This window comes from Salipiger sp. PrR003 (assembly GCF_010500785.1).
Lineage (GTDB): Bacteria > Pseudomonadota > Alphaproteobacteria > Rhodobacterales > Rhodobacteraceae > Salipiger > Salipiger pacificus_A.
This window is the reverse complement of record NZ_JAAGOV010000077.1, coordinates 1-17779: the sequence shown is the minus strand read 5'-3', so window position 1 is coordinate 17779 and position 17779 is coordinate 1. Positions and strand designations below refer to the sequence as shown.

19 protein-coding genes are annotated in these 17779 nt (G+C 59.0%); 13 read left to right on the top strand and 6 right to left on the bottom strand.

Translation table 11 applies throughout. The annotated features are described in order from the left end of the window. Positions 1–151 precede the first annotated feature (151 nt). Positions 152–895, top strand: a complete 744-nt coding sequence (locus tag G0D83_RS25840) for a hypothetical protein (RefSeq protein ID WP_164197448.1) — start codon at positions 152–154, stop codon at positions 893–895. 183 nt (positions 896–1078) lie between these two features. On the opposite strand, the gene G0D83_RS25835 is transcribed toward G0D83_RS25840, so the two are convergent. Further along, positions 1079–2302, bottom strand: coding sequence for an MFS transporter (locus G0D83_RS25835; protein ID WP_164197447.1), 1224 nt, complete (start codon positions 2300–2302; stop codon positions 1079–1081). A gap of 281 nt (positions 2303–2583) precedes the next feature. Here G0D83_RS25835 and G0D83_RS25830 point away from each other — a divergent pair, with 281 nt between their 5' ends. The 3 genes from G0D83_RS25830 to G0D83_RS25820 all read left to right on the top strand — a co-directional run bounded on the left by G0D83_RS25830 (position 2584) and on the right by G0D83_RS25820 (position 4013). Then, a complete protein-coding gene (locus tag G0D83_RS25830; protein ID WP_164197446.1) occupies positions 2584–3279 on the top strand; it encodes an SOS response-associated peptidase in 696 nt (231 codons plus the stop codon). 87 nt (positions 3280–3366) lie between these two features. Continuing rightward, complete coding sequence (locus G0D83_RS25825; protein WP_164197445.1) at positions 3367–3609, top strand: type II toxin-antitoxin system Phd/YefM family antitoxin; 243 nt, start codon at positions 3367–3369, stop codon at positions 3607–3609. Next, positions 3606–4013, top strand: coding sequence for a type II toxin-antitoxin system VapC family toxin (locus G0D83_RS25820; RefSeq protein ID WP_164197444.1), 408 nt, complete (start codon positions 3606–3608; stop codon positions 4011–4013). The genes G0D83_RS25825 and G0D83_RS25820 overlap by 4 nt, the downstream gene beginning before the upstream one ends. A 143-nt stretch (positions 4014–4156) precedes the next feature. Here the strand turns inward: G0D83_RS25820 and G0D83_RS25815 are convergent, their stop codons facing one another. Then, on the bottom strand, positions 4157–5398 hold the full coding sequence (locus tag G0D83_RS25815) for a tetratricopeptide repeat protein (RefSeq protein WP_164197443.1): 1242 nt from the start codon (positions 5396–5398) through the stop codon (positions 4157–4159). A gap of 2 nt (positions 5399–5400) precedes the next feature. Beyond that, complete coding sequence (locus G0D83_RS25810; protein WP_164197442.1) at positions 5401–6282, bottom strand: transferrin-binding protein-like solute binding protein; 882 nt, start codon at positions 6280–6282, stop codon at positions 5401–5403. A gap of 478 nt (positions 6283–6760) precedes the next feature. Here G0D83_RS25810 and G0D83_RS25805 point away from each other — a divergent pair, with 478 nt between their 5' ends. The 8 genes from G0D83_RS25805 to G0D83_RS25770 all read left to right on the top strand — a co-directional run bounded on the left by G0D83_RS25805 (position 6761) and on the right by G0D83_RS25770 (position 15775). Then, a complete protein-coding gene (locus G0D83_RS25805; protein ID WP_164197441.1) occupies positions 6761–7480 on the top strand; it encodes a hypothetical protein in 720 nt (239 codons plus the stop codon). Between the two features lie 89 nt (positions 7481–7569). Beyond that, positions 7570–8148, top strand: a complete 579-nt coding sequence (locus G0D83_RS25800) for a hypothetical protein (RefSeq protein ID WP_164197440.1) — start codon at positions 7570–7572, stop codon at positions 8146–8148. 66 nt (positions 8149–8214) lie between these two features. Beyond that, a complete protein-coding gene (locus tag G0D83_RS25795) occupies positions 8215–8790 on the top strand; it encodes a hypothetical protein (RefSeq protein WP_164197439.1) in 576 nt (191 codons plus the stop codon). Positions 8791–9419: 629 nt separating this feature from the next. Then, entirely contained in the window at positions 9420–11624 is a 2205-nt protein-coding gene (gene cas3, locus G0D83_RS25790; RefSeq protein WP_164197438.1) for a CRISPR-associated helicase Cas3', read from the top strand. Further along, positions 11624–12286, top strand: coding sequence for a type I-C CRISPR-associated protein Cas5c (gene cas5c, locus G0D83_RS25785; RefSeq protein WP_164197437.1), 663 nt, complete (start codon positions 11624–11626; stop codon positions 12284–12286). Before cas3 ends, cas5c begins: the two co-directional genes overlap by 1 nt. After that, positions 12283–14085: a type I-C CRISPR-associated protein Cas8c/Csd1 gene (gene cas8c / locus G0D83_RS25780; RefSeq protein ID WP_164197436.1), complete on the top strand. Its 1803-nt coding sequence runs from the start codon at positions 12283–12285 to the stop codon at positions 14083–14085. Before cas5c ends, cas8c begins: the two co-directional genes overlap by 4 nt. Positions 14086–14099: 14 nt before the next feature. Then, a complete protein-coding gene (gene cas7c / locus G0D83_RS25775; protein WP_164197449.1) occupies positions 14100–15002 on the top strand; it encodes a type I-C CRISPR-associated protein Cas7/Csd2 in 903 nt (300 codons plus the stop codon). Between the two features lie 215 nt (positions 15003–15217). Then, on the top strand, positions 15218–15775 hold the full coding sequence (locus tag G0D83_RS25770; RefSeq protein WP_164197435.1) for a hypothetical protein: 558 nt from the start codon (positions 15218–15220) through the stop codon (positions 15773–15775). 2 nt (positions 15776–15777) lie between these two features. Here G0D83_RS25770 and G0D83_RS25765 read toward each other — a convergent pair whose 3' ends face one another. After that, the gene (locus tag G0D83_RS25765; protein WP_164197434.1) at positions 15778–16374 is read right to left on the bottom strand and encodes an HAD family hydrolase; all 597 of its coding nucleotides are present in this window, start codon (positions 16372–16374) and stop codon (positions 15778–15780) included. Between the two features lie 223 nt (positions 16375–16597). On the opposite strand from G0D83_RS25765, the gene G0D83_RS25760 reads away from it, so the two are divergent. Beyond that, a complete protein-coding gene (locus tag G0D83_RS25760; protein WP_164197433.1) occupies positions 16598–17335 on the top strand; it encodes a hypothetical protein in 738 nt (245 codons plus the stop codon). Here G0D83_RS25760 and G0D83_RS25755 read toward each other — a convergent pair. Together G0D83_RS25755 and G0D83_RS31975 are read right to left on the bottom strand one after the other, a co-directional pair. Continuing rightward, positions 17328–17570, bottom strand: coding sequence for a hypothetical protein (locus G0D83_RS25755; RefSeq protein WP_164197432.1), 243 nt, complete (start codon positions 17568–17570; stop codon positions 17328–17330). The genes G0D83_RS25760 and G0D83_RS25755 overlap by 8 nt on opposite strands. Next, on the bottom strand, positions 17567–17779 hold a 213-nt coding region (locus G0D83_RS31975; RefSeq protein WP_203595660.1), incomplete at its 5' end, for a hypothetical protein. The genes G0D83_RS25755 and G0D83_RS31975, both read right to left, overlap by 4 nt.

Genomic DNA, 17779 nt, shown 5'->3' with positions numbered 1-17779 from the left:
ACTCGATGCTTAGTCCACCCTGAAGAAGAGGGGGCAACGGACCTTCGTGAACGGCGCAGCGAAAGCCCGAAAAGTCCGCATTGCAACCTTTGGACCCTCTTCCAAACGAACTGGAAGCTACTGTCAGGTGAGTAACACTAGCGCTCGAGGCTTGCCCGATCCTGAAAATGAGAACACTGTCCGGGCGAGCTTTGAGCAGCAGAAGAAGGCAGTGATAACATTGGCAAGTGATCTAGCGGTGGTGAAGATGGAAACGCCTGAACAGGCAGTTTACCTTCTTAGTAAGGCATGGCTGACCATTGCGGACGAATGCATGAATTGCCTGGGCGGTGAGCTGCACTACCAGGCCATGGTCTACCATTCCCTACGCGTTGCAGGGGTCCCCTTGAAGCAGCTCGGAATGAACGTTCGCCAAGATATCAGGTACGCTCAGACAGAACTCTTCCGTAGGTTCGACGAACGAAAGCACGTCGACTTCAGGGGAGGCTTCGAGACCATTCCTGACGTTGTCCTGTTCAAGCCTGAGGTCAATGGGGATTGGCGTCGTAGGCGAGCTCAAGACACCCTTCTGAACATGCTCGTGGCGATTGAGATCAAAGCCTCTGAGCGGGACAAGAGCCGTCTGCGAGAAGGCGAGATCAAGCGCGACATCGAAAAATTGGCGGCACATCGCGAGGAGGTCGAGCATCTCGGAGCGGCTATGGTTCCTGTCATGATGGTGCTCGACACCGCTCCGGTGACAAATGAGCGAATGACACCCCAAGCGCTCAAGGCTTGCCGGGAGTTCGCTGCGAGTCAGCGTGTGGCCTTCGCATACCTTTCTTTGAGAGAGAGCTTCTTCGATATGCCTCCATCGGTGGCGCAGATTGAGCAATGCGTGGAAGTCGTCAGCTAGCGAGCCAGACAGCGGCATCGTAAGTCAGGATCGGATAACATTCCGGCCCACACAATGCTCGTTCTAAGCCCTGCGAAACCTATCCCAGCTATTGGCTCTGCAGATTCTCATGAAATGCGGGGCCTGCATCCGAGTTCAGGTTTTCTCAGAGTTACCCGCGTCGCAGCACGAGTACATGATCCATCAGTCACGCTTTTCGCGCTGTCGTGACAGTAGCCGGCCGATGGTGAAGCTGGTACGCGGCGCGTAGACATAGGGCGTGCGGTGTGCGGCCGGGCGAGCATTCATGCGGATCAGGCCAAAGATCACCAAGACGAGGTGTCCGGCACCTATCAGAGCGAAGAGCGAGGCGGGGCCGAAGGCCGCCATCAGCAGGGCGGCGCCGTAGGGTGCTGCAATGGCGCCGACCGCGTACCAGAACATGAGCGCGGCAGATAGCTCCACCCGCTCAGAGCTTTTGGCGAAGTCATGGGCATGCGCTGCGGAAACTGAGTAGATTGGGTAGGTCACCACTCCGAAGATGGCGGCCATGGCCATGACGCCGGTAGGCGGGAGGCCGGTGAAAGTGGCGGTGGCTACGGAAACCACGATTGAGGCGACAGAAAGCCAGATCAGCACCGTCCGCCGGTCGAAACGGTCGGCCAGCCAGCCCACTGGATATTGAGCCGCAGCGCCCCCGGCGATGTAGGCGGCAAGAAAGAGGCCGATCTGATCGGGCTGCAGGCCTACGCCCGCGCCGTAGATCGGACCCACCATGCGAAAGCTCGCGCCCGATAGCGCCGAGACAATGACCCCTGCCACAGCCAGCGGCGATCGCGCTCCGGCAAGACCGGGACGCAGCCTCGGGGCGGCAGGCGTGGCCGGTTGCGCTCGGCGCGTCAGGGTGATCGGAAGCATCGCCGTGCAGCACAGCAGCGCCAGCAGGTTGTAGCTTACGTAATGGGCCGGTTCGAGAACGCCGATCAGCATCTGAGCGACCAGTGCCGCACCCATGTCGGCCATCCGGTAGGCGGCCATGGCGCGGCCACGGGTTTGGTTGGTCACTTCGGCTTGTAGCCAGGCCTCAATTACAGTGTAGGCCCCGGCGACGGACAGGCCGGTGGCCATGCGGAAGATTGCCCAGGCCTCTGGGGTGGTTAATAGTGGGTGGGCTACAAGTCCCATGACCCCGGCGGCGGTGAAGGCGGCATAGGCGCGGCTGTGCCCCACTGAACCCATCAGACGAGGCGCCCACCAGCACCCTGCGAAAAAGCCGATGAAATGGGCCGAACCGAGGAAACCGATCTCGGCGGTCGTGAAGTTCAGTGCGAAGCCAGAGAGCGCATCAAGCGGGCCGACGCCGCCGGAGGAAAGCTGCTGAAGAATGACGGAGAGGAAGAGGGCGGCGAAGGAAAGTGGTAGGCGCATGCGGTGGTTAGGCACAGATATGCACGGCAATGTCTCGGCCGGAAGCGACCGCGCTGTGTCGTTTTCGTGCCAACTGCGGAAATGCCGTGTCTAAGAGAAAAGCGGTAGGGTGATCGCGAACGGAACCGTCGAATAGCAGTCGGCCTTGCACTTAGAACATCGAGGCTTCTGAACCTTCCTGTCCCCGAGCTGGAACCTGAAGTTTGCTCTCACCATACGTAGAGCTTGCCCGATCCTGAAAATGTACCATCCTTAAGGGCGTCAATTTCAGGATCGGTCCCATGTGCAATCTTTACGCTTCCACGATGCCTCAGGAGACCATGCGGAGCCTGTTCAAGGTGGGTGCCGGCAACGATGCGCTGGGAAACTTTGAGCCGCGCAAGGCAATCTTTCCCAAGTACAATGGCCCCGTGGTCCGCCTGAATGACAAAGGTGAGCGGGAGTTGCTGGACATGCACTGGGGCCTCGTCATGCCCCAGAAGTCGAAGAAGACCGGCAAGGCGATCCAACCGAAAGCCATCAACAATGCCAGAGACGACAAGCTGCGCTCGAGCGGCTTCTGGCGTGGCAGCTTCGAGGATCGCCGTTGCCTGATCCCTGCGACGTCCTTCTGCGAGGCGAAAGGGCGATCTCCGGCGACCTACTTCTGGTTCACGGTCGTGGATGAGGACGGCGCCCCGGAGCCCTATGCGTTCGCGGGCATCTGGCGGCACTTCAAGGGCTACTACAAGGACGACCCGGTTGAGATCGACACATACTCAATGGTGACGTCCACGCCCAACGATTTGGTCAAGGACGTCCACCCGGACCGGATGCCGGTGATCCTATCTCGTGACGACTACGACACCTGGCTCACTGGGGTGCCGGATGACGCCTTCGAGCTGTTAAAGCCGTTCCCGGCCGAGCGCATGTCCGTCATCGGACAGGGGGATGAGCTCAAGAGCGAGCCTGAAGACTCTGTGTACTCCCCAAGATAGTGTCGGTCCCGTACAGCGCTGTGCGTTTGGCCTTGATTGGATGAGTGTGAAGCCTTATCTGTCTACCTATCTGGACAGGAGGTCTTTGTGATGAATTTGCAGGACGCCAAGAACCGTTTCAGTGCGGTCGTCGAAGCTGCGCTTGCGGGGCATCCGCAGAAAGTAACCCGCCGGGGAAAGCCTGCTGTCGTGGTCGTTGCTGCTGAAGAATATGACCGTCTCGTCAAGGCAGCCCAGGCGAAACGGGGAAGCTTCGCAGAACATCTACTCTCATTTCCGGAGGCCGACGTGCCGCGCCAGCAGATCCAGCCTCGGGACGTCGAGTTTTGATTCAAATTCTCGATACAAATATCATCTCCCAGGCACGCAGGCCGGACCGCGCCCCACAGATCGCCAAATGGCTGGCATCACAAGACGAAAAAACCCTATACCTGAGTACGATCACTCTGGGCGAAATCGAGCGTGGGGTGGTCCTTCAGGAAGCGCGAAATCCCGATTTTGCCAACGATTTGAGGGTTTGGCTCGACAGGACCGTTAGGATTTTCTCTGATCGCATCCTCGATTTTTCAGCAGACGATGCCCTACACTGGGGGAGGCTATCTGCACGAATTGGGAATAGTAGCGCGGACCTCATGATTGCAGCTCAAGCACTCAGTCGAGATGGATTGGTCATCACCAGAAATGTCTCGGATTTCGCGCCTACGGGAGTGAAAGTGGTCGACCCGACCCTCTGATCGAGCAAGGTGTGTGCACGATCTTGTAAGTGTGGGGAAGGCTATTAACCTTGCAAATCTGGAGCCGCATTCCCGATTTGCAAGGTTGAGGGTGACCCTCCCGGGAGGGCCACGATCACCTAGTCTCGATTTTGTCGGCCGACCTAGAACGCGCTCGTCAGGCCGGCACTGATGTGGGTGTCCCGGTAGCTGTAGGCATCGATTGAACTTGTGCGCTTGGAGAAGCCGACTTCAACGTATGGGGTGAACCGTCCGAAGATGAACGTATCCGTCTTGTCGACCCTGAGATCGACGCCGAACTCGTGCTCAGTGCGGGTCTCTGCCAGACCGGCCGTAGCCTCCTCCTGCCAGAAGCCTTCGGCGAACACCGATGGTTCCAGAAGAAAGCCGCCTCCGATCTCGGTCCGGCGCCCGACGCGCAACTCGGCGTAGTCGTAGGCAATGTCGGCGCGATCGGCGTTCTGCCTCTGGTACGAGAGCTTCACCGCAACCTGATCACGGCCCCGAAGCGGTTTCACGACGGTGACCGACGCATTGGTGCGCTGGGCGCCGACGTCAGGGTAGCGGTCGAAGGAAACATCCTGAAAATCAACTTCGAGGGCCGTGGTGAGACCTGCCTGCGTCCGCCACGACACGCCGGTTCCGATGCCAATGTACTCCTCGGACATCTCCTTGTCTCGATACGTCGTGCCCGCTGTCGCCTCCACGAAAGAGGTCGTACGGGGCCATGTCCATTGCAGACCAGTGCCCAGTTCTGCGGCCTCTTTGTCAAAGAACGTTCCGGATGTCTCATAGAGATCGGCGCTACCGCGCACGTAGCCGGTGAGGTTCACTCCGCTCTCGAACTCTTTCAGAGGCCACTGTTTCCTGAACGCGCCAGAAAGCGCCAGGCCGGTAAGAGGTGGGTCTTCCCGGTCCATCTTGAACTTCAGAGGCCCCGCGCCAAAGTCGATGTCGATATCATCGGTCTCGTAGCTGCGACCGGCGCCTTGCGGGGCCTCGAGGCCGATCGAGAAACTTGTTCGCAGCCCGCGTTCCTCATCAATCGCACGCAGGAACCGAAGGACGTTGGCACGTACGGCCGCGGGAAGCTCGCCGCTCGAGAGGACGATCCTGAATTGCTCCTGGGCTTGCGTGTACTCGCCCGCCTCGTAGAGCGCGCGTGCCAATTCCAGACGCACGCGAATGAGGTCGGGGTCTGTCGCAAGCATCTTTCGCAGGATCCTGACGGCTTGCTCCGGCTGGCCGGTGGCGATCGAATTCAGAGCTACCTTGAAGGCAACTTCCATGCGGACAGGAGCCGGCTGCTGTTGTTGCGCGTCGGCCCCAGAAGCGAGTGCAGCGGCCGCCAGGGCCGCCGCTGCGAGAGTATTCTTACGCTTCACGATTACTGCGATGCGCCGAACGATCCGAGGTATTCACTGTCGTCCGTGACAGCCGAGAAGGTGCCCCCGACCTCTTGAGCGCCCGGACCATAGAACTGGCCAGCGACATCGCCTGCCATGCCGGCGTCGGCGATCTCAGCACTGAAGCCGGAGCCGTCGATGCTGCCGGTTGCCTCGAAGTCCAGATCGGAGCGACCTTCCACATAGGTGTCGTTGATCGGGTCGTAGGCGTAGGTTCCGGCGCTCGAAACGTAGACATCCTCGAAGTCGGTGCCGACGTAGACACTGGACTGCGTGGCATAGTCGACGCCATCAGTCACGACCTGGCCGACACTTTCACCATAGTAGCTGGCGGTGCCGGTGTCGGGCATTTGGTCGCTGGCGGTCTCGGCCCCGAAGGAACCCGCAGCTGCGCGCCCGGAGTCGCCGTTGAGGCCGGTCTGCCAGATGCCATAGGACTGGTAGTTGTAGTACAACTGGTCGGTGTCGGCGACGATCGCGACGTTGTCACCATCTTCAGTCGCGGCGATGATGTAACCGTCGGTCACGATCATGCCGTCGCCGTTCTCTTCTGCGAGCGTGATATCTGCGTCGGAGTCACGCACTGCCAGAGCGCTGATGACACCGTCTTCGAAGCTCAGCCCGGCAACTGCGTCGCGCTCCGTGTCGGGGCCATCGGTGATGGTCACGGTGCCATCGGAGGAGATCTCGTAACCTGCTGAGGTGACCGTGCCGTCAGCGCGGTATTCGCCGCCTTCGGATTGCGCCTCGGCAAAGGAAACAAATTCCGCCCGATCGGAGAAGGCAGCGCGATCGCTACCTCCGCCACCACCACATGCAGCAAGGAGGCTCAGTGCGGACGCGCTCAGGATAAAGTACTTCATGGGTCCCTCAACTTATTTGGGATTACGTGCGCACGGAGTAAGGCAGGAATCTCTGAAAATCTAACGCCAGAAAGACTCTGAAAATCATCCTTGATACCAAACCCCGTGCGATAGAGCTCGATTCCTCGAGTAGTTCCATAGAAGGCGAAAATATGAACAAATGCAAGCCTTATCATAAAAACTCGCTCACTCGCAGCCTAGGCGCTGACTGGGGATTGCGTAGCTGAGCCAATATTATAAGAATACTATCGAAAGTAGGTAGTGAGAGTGGCGTCCAGTGCATGGATAGTGGGGCAACTTAAAGAATTGTAAATTTTCCGACGTTGGGCATGGCGATCACATCGAAGTTCACTTCGTGCCCCCTGTTGCCGACAGTGAGGGCGAAACGATTTCCGCGGCTCGCGGACAGGTCACAGTCACAGCTGGTATGGCCTTCCTCGTAGCAGCTTCACACCGGAACCGCCATGGGATGCCGAAGGTGCTCGATCTCAACCCCCATGAGGTCTCTCAAGTACGTCTGATCGAGACGTCCACCCAGGCCAAAGACAGAAAGCACATCGAGGCGCGAGGGGAGATCGTATATTCCTGGTCCCCGAAGGATGCTGAAGAGCTGGAGGAGCAACTCGACCACTTGGCCCAGATGATCGCGACCGAGGAGGATAATAGAGTCCTTGGCGGCCGGAAGGGCCAGCTGGAGCTCCAATTCCACGATGTCGCAGATCAAGTTCGGTTGGCGAAGATGAAGCACAACTACATCCTGACGAGAGCCCGTGTGGGGGATGACTTCCATCCGTGGACGACCCAAGACAATCGCGTCTTCAGGATCGAATGCGTTCGTCCGCTCCCCGCAGATTTTGAGCTCTCGCCATGGGGTCGAAAAGATCGGGAGCGCCGTCGAGCCGAGGCAATCCGGATCTTCGGCCAGGCAGAGCTCGAAACGCGTGAATGGATGAGCGCTCTGAAAAACCGCGGATACGATTGCCGGCGCCCGCACCCCAATGCGCAGGAATTTCTGGTGAGAGCCTATCTTGGGGAGCACTCCAAATACGGCATGGTGGTTGCGCCTAGCGCGAACGGCCTCTGGGAGGTGTCTGCAAAGGACGCCCAGAACAAGCGGGAGACCGGGCTACGGGCGCGGTGTCTGAGAGACGGTCATGTCCGTGCCCTTACGAACGTCGTAGCCGAAATCATGAACTGAGAGCCTCCCGACCTCTGTTCATTTTCATCCGAGACTGCACTTGGCCTTTGAAATCGACGCGTCTTGGCCGTCGGTAGGCGGGAGGTTTCATGACCGAAAATTCAGAGAAAGCGAAGGCGTTGGTGCTGGTGCACCCCGGTAGCATGTGTGGGTCGGCCGCGATGCAAATCGGACGAGGTCGTGCAAATGAGCTCAGGAAGGCAGTCTTGAAAGAAGTCTCCGAGCACTCAGGCCCACTGGTCGTCATCGATGGCTTTCTTTCAGGTGAGCTGTCCCCTCAAGAGAATGATCTCATCATGGAGGCCCTTCAGAGGAATGCCGAGCAGGGGCACTTCGCTCGAAGGTTCTGGGGCTGCGACGGCGGAGAGGAGCCCTTCGCTGCCTGGGAATCTTTCGGGGCGCTCGAGGGTGAGCAAGTCGAATTCGAAGAGCAGCAGGCTGCGGCGGAGGCGTTCGCAAGCCATCTGGCCCACACAGAAATCAGAGTGTCCGGCGCGTGGGCGACCGACGACCTCAGCTCGGGCTGTGCGACATCCGTTCTGATCGTTCTTCGTGAGCAGCTTGGAGAGAACGTTCTCGTAAGGCACTCCCTGTATGCCTTCTACGAGCCGGTGGACACCTTCGAGGACGATCCGGAACCGGATTTTAGTCAAGTTTTCAGAATGTGAGAGGGATTCAACATGTCGTTTCGGCGCCACCTACTGAGCACAATCCGCAACTCAAAAAGGGTCTACTTGCGGGACGTCGCGAAGATCATTGGCCTCATTCCCGATGGAGCCGCAGACATTCAGAAGCGCGGTGCGTTGGATCTTCTCGAAATGACGCATTGGGCGATCATGTCGGATACCGCGGGAACCCCGCCGGCTGACCCGGATCAGGTTGAGCGCTGGGCCCTGGGCGACCCAGAACGCCTCCTGAGGGATGCGAGAGAGTTCCTCACGAGAGAGGGAGACCTGGCTGCGTCTGGCGGCGAGGATGCACAGAAGGCGTTTGCCGAGATGGTCTTGGAGAAGATGGACATGCTTTCTACACGGCGAGGAAACATCCATGAGGAACTACTCCAGACGGCAGAGGTTATTCGTCGGACGCTCCCGCGCAAAATCGGGTCGTCCGATGTCGCTTCGGCAGACATCATCGTGATCCCCATGCGTGAGATTCTCGGCCTCGATGGAAATCCTGATGCTAGGGGCCCGGCCGCTGGAGACACAGAAGTTGCCCGAACCGTGTGCAAGTCGATCGCAGCGGCTCTGAAATTGGAGCGCGAGCAGACGGCAGAGATGGAGGCCACGCCGAGCATGGGACCAAGGTGAGAGAGATCTATCTCTGAAATTGTCGAAATCCTGATTTAAAAAGTCTGCGGTAGACGAAGGACATTCGCACTCGTCGTGGTGCGCGGATTGGAACGGCAATAACCATCTCGGAGATCGAGGCGAGCGCTTTCGCTCTGCTTGCAGGGCGCGGATTGGAACATCTCGAGGATTGTGGCCTGTTGTATGAGGCACTAGACGGCCACCCTGAAAATGGGTGGCCGTAACCTCATTTTCAGAGTCTTCCTGTATTGGCGTGGTGCGGCCACGATGCCGCGTGGATTGAAACCTGGAAGACGGACGTGTGGACTTGGCCACAAAAGCTTGGATTGAACACAGGGACGTCAAATGTCCCTGAAGCGGTTGCCCGGGAGGACCTCTCAGGCAACCGTTTACCATTCTGGAAGATTCAAAACCACATGCTGGGTGCGCCCCGGCGCGTGGATTGAAACCAGACATACGCACTCTATCCGCATATGACTGACTGTTCGGTGGGCTGTCATCCTGTAGATGGCCTGCCGAACCTTTCCTTCCGCACAGGGCGACCTCCCATAAAAATGGATTGACGGCTAGGTGTCTGGCGGGTAATCCATGTATTGAAAGAATAGGGCGCATTGCGCCAGGGATAGAATTTGCCGAAGCTTTACGCCCACACCCTCGAGGACCGGCCGGTCTCAGAGTGGGAAACTTACGAAGATCACGCTTGGAACGTGGCCCGTGGCGCCGATGCCCGCGCTGACCAGTTCGGTGCCGGTTGGATGGGCGAGGCATGTGGCCTGCTGCACGACCTGGGGAAGGCCAAGAAGGGATTTCAGGACTACCTCATGGGAGGCGAGCAGGTGCCCCACGCGGTGGATGGTGCCCGCAAGGCGTTCGATCTCGTGAACCCGAACATGGCCCAGCTGATGGCCTACATCATCGCCGGACACCACACGGGCCTACCCAACGGCCGCGGTGAGGCCATCGAAGGCGCCTCTCCCACCGTCCCGCTCGAGGAGCGCCTACTGGGGGCAGCGGACGTTCCCATACCCCCGGGCACAGAGCCCAGCGCGCCCAAGCCGCCGAAACCCCTGACTGGCGGGCGCCCGGATCACTTCGAGATCCACTTCTTCACCCGGATGCTTTTCTCCGCCCTTGTGGATGCCGATTTCATGGAGACCGAAGCCTTCATGTGGGGGCGCCGCAGGGAGGCCTCGCCAGCACTGGCGCCGCTTCGGAAGGCTCTGAACAAGACCATCGCATCCTTCGGTGAGCCCACGACCTTCGTCAACGAGGTCCGCGCGCGGGTACAGAGGACTGCAGGTGAGCGCGCAAGCCTGGAGCCTGGCCTCTTTTCCATGACGGTTCCTACTGGGGGAGCCAAGACGCTGGCCTCTCTGAAATTCGCGCTGGAGCATGCAAAACACCACGGCCATGGGCGCATCATCTACGTTGCCCCCTTCAATGCGATCATCGAGCAGACGGCATCGGAATTCCGCAAGGCGCTGGGCAACCCCGACGCCGTGCTCGAGCACCACTCCAGCTTTGATCCGATGTCGCTGGAAGACGAGAAGCATCAGCGCGGTGCCATGATGGCTGCGCAGAACTGGGACCGACCGGTCGTCGTAACCACGGCTGTCCAGTTCTTCGAGAGCCTCTTTGCCAACCGCACTTCAAAGTGCAGGAAGCTGCACAATATCGCCAACTCGGTGATCATCCTCGATGAGGCGCAAAGCCTTCCGATCCTCTTCATGCGGCCCTGTTTGGCTGCAATCCAGGAACTCTGCCGTGCCTATGGGTGCTCCATCGTACTTTGCACGGCGACCCAGCCCGCGGTGCTGGACGTGGACGGGCTGGAAATCCCCGAAGCTCTCCCCCGCGAGAAGGTCCGGGAACTGGCGCCAGATCCAGAGCAGTTGCACCATGAGCTGAAACGCGTCGACATCCACAATGCGGGACGGGTGGGAAATCAGGAACTCTGCAATCGCATCCGCGGCCGGCAGGCGCTCGTCATCGTCAACAATAAGACCCATGCCCGCGATCTCTACGACCAAATGCGCGGCGGGGAGGGCGTCTTTCACCTGACCACCAACATGACCGCTCTGCACCGCCGGGCAGTCCTCCAGCAAGTGAAGGCTCGTCTGGATCGCCGCGCGGAAGAGCCGGACATCCCGATCACTCTCTTTGCGACCGCCCTGATCGAGGCGGGGGTCAACATCGACTTCCCAGAAGTCTGGCGCGCTGTCGCTGGGATCGACTCCATTGCCCAGGCAGCCGGGCGCTGCAACAGAAACGGCAAAATGGAGCGACCGGGTCAGGTCTACATTTTCGAGCCCACCGACTTCTACATCATCCCGCCCGAGATCAAACAGAATGCAGAGGCGGCGAGGGCCATCATTCCCCGTTTCGACGATCTGCTGCACCCCGATACCATCAGGGCATATTTTCAGAGACTCTACTCAGTACGCGCCCAGGCCGGTGATCTGGATGGTGCCGACATCATGGACATGATCGGGGTCATCGCCCGCTCGCGTGATCTCAACTATCCTTTTGCCAATATCGCGGCCCTATTCAAGCTGATCCAGGAGGTTACCGTGCCGCTGATCATCGGTGTCGGCGAATACGGCCTGACCCGTGAGGCTGAGCGCACGCTGCGGACATGCCCGGCGGGCGGTGTCATCTCCCGTGAGATGCAGAATTTCACGATCTCCATCAACACCAGGACCCGGCAGACATTGATAGACCGACGTCTGGCCGAGGTCGTGCGTGCAGATGAGTTCGGCGACAGCTTCGTCGTTCTACGAGCGGAGGCTCTATACGATCCCTCCGCAGGATTTTCTATCCCGGAGCAATTTTAATGGATGCCATTAAACTCAGGGTCCGGGGCGATTTCGCCTGCTTCACGAGACCAGAAGCCAAAGCGGAGCGTCTGTCCTACGACGTGCTCACACCATCAGCCGCCCGCGGTATGCTCGAGGCCATCCATTGGAAGCCGGCCATCACCTGGGTGATTGACCGCATTCACGTGATACGTCCCATTCGTTTTCAGAGTCTTCGGAAAAGCGAGGTGGCCGACAAGTTTGCGCCAAAGAGCGCTGAGCAGGGCTGGAAAGAAGATGATCCGAGGGCCATTCAGTACGATGTCTCTGAGGGGAAGCATCGTCAGCAGCGCTCCATGCAGGCGCTGCGAGATGTCGAATACATCATCGAGGCGCATGTCGAACTCACCGATCGCGCTGGCGACGACACCATCGACAAGCACTATGACATGTTCTGTCGCCGGGCACGTAAGGGGCAGTGTTTCCAGAGGCCGTTCCTGGGGCTGCGGGAGTTCGCAGCCGATTTCGAACTGATCGAGGATGAAACGCCCTGCTCGGAACTTCAGGGAGAAACCGATCTGGGACTGATGCTCTATGACATCGACTACTCGGATGGATGCACGCCACAGTTCTTCCGCGCCCGGATGTCAGATGGTGTCATCGATGTCGCGGCGGCGCGCCAGGAGGGGCACTTTGCATGACCATGATGCGTGCCTTGAACGATCTCTACGGCCGTCTTTTCGAAGCGGGGGAGGCGCCCGACTTCAACCACTCAATGGAATACGTCGGCTACTCACTCGAGATCGATATGGATGGCAATTTCCTTCGCCTGACGGACATTCGAAGCCTCAAAGACGGTGATCCCAGGCCGGTCCGCAAGCCGATCCCCGCTGTGCAGCGTACCTCGGGGGTACTTCCACGCCTTGGGTGCGATTACCTGACCTATGTGCTGGGCGTAGGCTTCAAAGAAGAGAAGGAGGGCGGCACCAAGCGGATCGTTCCTGACTTCAACGCCAAGGCTGCAGAGAAGCACGCTGCTTTCGTGGAGCGGCACCGGGAGCTCTTTGAAGGTACGAATGATCCGCATCTCGCCGCGTTCCTTCGTTTCATGGAATCCTGGGAGCCGGAGCAGTTCGTCAGCCGTGAGCTGGATAACGACGCCCTGGTGCATACGCTGCAGATCGAGATCGGCGAAGGTGACGATCGAATCTTGCTGCATGAGTGTCCCGTCATCGTGGCTGAGGCCAAGAAGCCGTCCAATGAGCAACTCGTGCGGTGCCTCGTGACAGGTGAAGAGGGGCCGCTCGCGCGCACGCACTTGCCAATTAAAGGTGTGTGGGGCTCGAAATCCATGGGAGCAAGTATCGTCACCTTCAACCAGTCGTCTTTCTGCTCGTATGGGAAGGATCAGGGAGAGAATGCGCCGATTTCAGAGAAGGCTGCGTTCAACTATGTGACGGCTCTCAACACGCTTCTGGCCGAGAGAGGCGAACAGCGCCGCAATGCCCTGGTAGGCGACACCACAACCGTCTTCTGGGCCAAGGCACCGGAAGCCGAAGCCGCGGACGAATGTGAGTGGATCATGAGCGCTGTCATGGACCCGCCGACGGATGCTGACGAGGCCTCCAAGGTCCGCGAAACCATGCGCAAGCTTGCAAAGGGACAGCCATCGGACTTCTCCAAGCTCGATCCCGAGACCGAGGTGTTCCTTCTGGGTCTGACCCCAAATTCGGCACGACTGGTGGTGCGTTTCTGGTTCCCCGGCACGGTCTCTGAATTTTCGAAAAATGCTCTGAAGTTTTGGGAGGAGCTGACTATCGAGCCCGAGGGCTGGACGAGCGTTCCGGCGATTTGGTCGATCGTTCTGGAGACCGTTGTCCCCGACAAGGATGGCAAGCGAAAAATGAGCAGCGCAGATCCCATGCTCGCGGGAGAAATCCTGAAATCTGTTCTGACTGGAAACCCTCTACCACGCTCCCTGCTGAGCCAGATCATCATGCGGATCAACAAGGATCGCGATGTAAACGCTCGCCGCGCAGCGATCTGCAGAGCCATCATCAATCAGACCACACGCAAGGAGAAACTGCCCGTGAGCCTCGACCCTACCTGCACAGACGAAGCCTATCTGCTGGGCAGACTGTTTGCACTACTGGAGGACATCCAGATTAAAGCGCTTCCCACGTTGAACGCCACGATCCGTGACAAGTTCTTCAGCTCGGCCGCGGCCACCCCGGCGCGCATCTTCCCGCAGCTCGAGCGCAACATCAGCCACCACCTGAATCTCATCCGACGCGGGGGCTCGGGGCACCTGGCCAACTGGTTCGACCGGCAGATCACCGAGGTCAAGGGAGGTCTGGGACCGAGCATGCCCCGCATCTTCGCTCTCGAAGACCAAGGTCGGTTCACCACCGGGTACTACCACCAGAAAGCAGACAAACTCGTGCGCAAGGCGGCCAAGAGAGCAGCCGAGCAGGCAGAACAGGAAAAGGAGACCGCCTGATGACCACCCCAGAAATTGCCCCTATTCAAAACCGCTACGAGTTCGTTCTCTACTTCGATGTGATCGACGGCAATCCCAACGGTGATCCCGATGCCGGCTCGATGCCACGCCAGGACCCCGAGACGATGCATGGCCTGGTCTCCGACGTCGCCCTGAAGCGAAAAATCAGGAACTACGTTGCTGAGGTCTGCAGTGGCGATGATGGCTTCGAGATCTACCAGACCCAAGGTGCGGTCCTCAACGAGCAGCACGAGCGTGCGTACAAAGCGAACAAGCTCAAGTCGAAGGCCAAGAAGCTGCCCGAGAAAACCGACCAGGCCGCAGCGGTCACGCGCTGGATGTGTGACACCTTCTTCGACATTCGGGCATTTGGCGCCGTGATGACAAACGAAGTGAATGCCGGATCGGTGCGCGGCCCAGTTCAGGTGAACTTTGCGCGCTCGGTGGAGCCGGTTATGCCGATCAACATCGGGATCACCCGCGGCAGCGTCACGAACGAGAAGGATCGCGAGAAGCAGAGGACCATGGGATCGAAGTACATCATCCCCTACGGTCTCTATCGCGTGCATGGCTACATTAACGCCAACTGCGCGAAGAAGTCTGGCTTCGATGATGATGACCTGACCCTGCTGTGGGCTGCGATCCGGGACATGTTCGACTTCGATCGTGCCGCCAGTCGCGGAGAGATGGCCTCGCGCCGACTGATTGTCTTCAAGCACGACAGCAAGCTCGGCTGCGCTCAGGCTCACAAGCTGTTCGACCGCGTCACCACGCATCGTCGCGCCGGTGGCGAACTCATCGAGGTGGGTGATCCGAGCTTGGATGGTCAGCCGCCGGCGCGCTCGTTCAAGGACTATGAGATCGAGGTCGACCTGCGCGATCTCCCCAAGGGCATCCGAGTCCTCGAGCCCTTCTGACGACCGCCCTCGACCCCTTTTAGGTCATTGATTTCAAACTTTTTGCCCGGGCGCTTCACTTCAAAAGGCGAGCCCGGGCCGTCATACTGGCGGTTTTCGATGCTGTTTTGAGAGCACCAATTTTCGCTTCCGATCACAACAAAAACGTAATCAGGGCCAGAAATGATCGAAGTCCGACGACATCGTGCGAATGGTGAATTTTGGATGAGAGTGACATGGACCGCCTCAAGCTAGTGATGATTGCATTTATTGCGTTTGGACATATGGCCATCAGGGCTGAAGCTCAGCCGCAGGTCGCTGTACTGCACTCGCAGCGAGCATGGACCGTCGAGAGAACCTACTATCCCGACCAGCGCCTTCAGGTCTGCAGTGCATTCTCACACAATCGGACCCAGCAGACCGAGGACTACATTGGATTTAATGTAAGGGATGACGGCATGGTAAGCGTGAATGTCATCACGTCCCGAAGACTATGGAGCAATGACTTCGCTGGGACACTTGTCCTGTCTATCAATCAGCAAGAAGACATAAACCTCAACGGAGCAGCTTTTAGGTCTGGCGGTGGCATGCAGAGCGTCTTATTCACCTTTGCACCGCAGGAGGACAAGAGCGGTGTTTGGCGCCTGCTGGCGTCTGGGCGTACGATTTCGATGAAAGACCCCTCCAGCAAACGAAATCTGATTACATGGTCACTTAGTGGTTCGACCGCGGCGTTGAACGTGCACAAAGCATGTACGGCAAAGATCATCCGCTATAGAAATCTAGGGTATTAGGTTCAATCAGCCTGTGGCATGGACAGAAGAGTTCTTGTGCTGGGCAAAAAGTCGTCGATGTGCATGGCCCTCATCCCAGCTTGCCGTGGGCCTTCGATGTCGGCGGCCGGCGTGTCCCCCACGAAGAGCACCTGGTCCGGCGTTAAACCCGCTCGGCTGAGCACGATTCCGTAGATTTCAGGATCCGGCTTCACGTATCCGACCTCGAAAGACATCACCGAGAAAGTGGGTGAGAGGGCATGGTGCATGTTCAGCGCGGGCGCGTAATGGACGCTCAGATTGCTGCACACGGCGTACGGCACAGGAAGGCTCGCCAGCATGGCACTGACGCCGTCACGCACGCGGATTGACGCCAACTCATGAGATAGGGCCTCCTGCGCCGCTGAGAGGGTCTCAGAGGGCATGGAGATGCCGAGGGCGCTGGGCACCTGCTCAAGAGGTATCGCGCGCGTCAACAGAGTTCTGCGGAGCTGATGCTTATCCGCACCCGGTATGGCCTGCAGAAGCATGCGATGCGGCCAGCGCGGTTCCCTGATCTCGACCAGGGTGCCGAAAAGATCGAAGCAGATGAGTTCGATGCCCGAGAGTTTGTGATCCATAGTTATTAAGATGTTGAAGCTTTTGGCATGCGCAAGAGCTTGCAGGCTAACGTCGCTTCGAAACCACGGTGAAACTTCCGCAAGGTATCCTGCGCATCCGCCATCTGGCGTGTGGATTGAAATAAGGGAGGCAGTGGCAAGACGACGACGTCTGCGCACTTTTCAATGAGCGCCGTCAGCACGCTTGCTTGACGGCGCTCAAAACTCCCCATCCAATGGACACATGCGTATCCAGTTCCTTTCCGCCGCCGTAGTTCTCTGTTCGGCGATAGTCAGCGCCTCGAGTGCAGAGGTCTCAGTTACCGAGTGCCTTCGCGACACCATCGAAATTGATCAAGTCCGGCGGGACGCTGCCAACGGCGTGACCGCCGACTACGCGCTCTCAGTGACCAACCATCTCGATGTAGCCATCGCTGCTCTTGAGGGGGAGGTGGCATACAGAACTGAGGGGCGGAGCGTCCCATGGAAAACGGAGCGCCGGGTTCGGGTGCCAATTCCCGGTGGGATCGAGCCCGGAGAGACGAGAGACATCCATTTCGGCACGAAGCGCGGTCAGGACTGGGTGGAGCCGTTGGTCGCCGATGTGGTGATCCATGATGCCATCGGACCGGACGGCGCAAGCCTTGCCCTCAGTGCCGGGGCCTGTTCGGCACCTGCTATGAACCCTGAAGCCCAGGCGCTCCTCGAGGCGGCCTCGAAGTGTTGGGTCGTGGATGTCGGCGGCGCCGCGGCTAATGTCAGCATCACAGTGGGTGTGACCGTGGCCCAAGGGCGTGTTGGTCGAGAACTCTTGCTGGTCTCAGCGGGCGGCGGGGACGAGCTAGCCGCTGAGACAGCTTTTCAGAATGTGAGGCGCGCTCTCTTGAGGTGCCAGGGAGATGGCTACCTGGTCGATGATGGCCTTTACGAGATCACTTTCAGTCCGCGGAGCACACTCGGGGCAGGGCCTCGGCTTAACTGAATACGCGGGTCTCGACATCGACCTTGGTTTCCGAGCCGCCAATCGCCTTCCCGCGGTCGAATGCGATCTTGATCAGGCTCTCCACCGGATTGTTGGGGTCGACGCTCGAGGCCGGGATCCCGATGCGTTCGCCATCTCGTACGATGAAGATCACCGTCCCCTGAGACTTGAGGCCAAGCGCCGCGCAAACCGAGCGCACCTTCGCGACATCCTTGGCGTACTTTTCAGAATTCATCGTCCGTCCTCCTTGGCGGCATCGGCGAGATCGGCCTGCATCGCCTCGATGTATTTCGATGCCTGCCCGAGGCCGTTGATTGCCATCTGGCCATAGTAGTCCTCAGGGTGAAGGCGGGAGCCGCTCGGCGTCTGTGCAGCGACACCGCTGGTGAAACAGCGCGACATTGCAGGTGGTGATTTTGGGGGAAGCGGAAGCCGGGCGTAGCC